The 713-nt window shown below is 77.1% G+C and carries 1 protein-coding gene; it reads left to right on the top strand.

Features of this window, described 5'->3' with window-relative positions; all coding sequences use genetic code 11:
• Positions 1 to 100: 100 nt before the first annotated feature.
• Positions 101 to 713 (top strand): heme exporter protein CcmB (gene ccmB / locus HMPREF0731_RS22395; protein WP_007006559.1); only part of this gene is annotated, 613 nt, incomplete at its 3' end.

Genomic DNA, 713 nt, shown 5'->3' with positions numbered 1-713 from the left:
TGGTGGCCGCCACCCATGTGCCGCTGCCGCTGCCCGGCGCGCGCGAGCTGCGCCTGGCCGCGCCCCTGCCCCCCGACGAATCCTGGGAGGAGGACCCGGCATGATCGCCCTGCTGCGGCGGGAGCTGCTGCTGGCCGCCCGCCATCCGGCCGACACCCTCGCCGCCTGCCTGTTCTTCCTGCTGGTGACCGCGCTCTTCCCCTTCGGCGTCGGCCCCTCGCCGGAGATCCTGGCGCGACTCGCCCCCGGCGCCCTGCTGGCCGCCGCGCTGCTGGCGGCGCTGCTGCCGCTCGACCGCCTGTTCGGGGCGGAGGCGGAGGATGGCTCGCTCGACCAGCTGCTGCTCTCCGGCCTCTCCGGCGCGCAGATCGCCGCCGCCAAGGCGCTGGCGCATTGGCTGACCACCGGCCTGCCGGTGCTGCTGGCCACCCCGGTCGCCGCCGCCATGCTGAACCTGCCGGAACGCGCCTGGGGCGTCACCCTGCTGGTGCTGGCGCTGGCCACCCTGTTCCTGTCGCTGCTCGGCACCGCTGGCGCCGCGCTGACGCTGGGCGCGCGGCGCGGCGGCGTGCTGCTGCCGCTGCTGGTGCTGCCCCTCGCCATCCCCGCCATGATCTTCGGCGCCACCGCGATCGAGGCCGCGGCCAGCGGCGTGCCGGTGCGGCCCTTCCTGCTGCTGCTGGGGGCGCTGGTCGCCGCCGCGCTCCCGCTGG

It is taken from the genome of Pseudoroseomonas cervicalis ATCC 49957 (assembly GCF_000164635.1).
Taxonomy (GTDB): Bacteria; Pseudomonadota; Alphaproteobacteria; order Acetobacterales; family Acetobacteraceae; genus Pseudoroseomonas; species Pseudoroseomonas cervicalis.
This window is presented reverse-complemented; position numbering and strand designations above follow the sequence as displayed.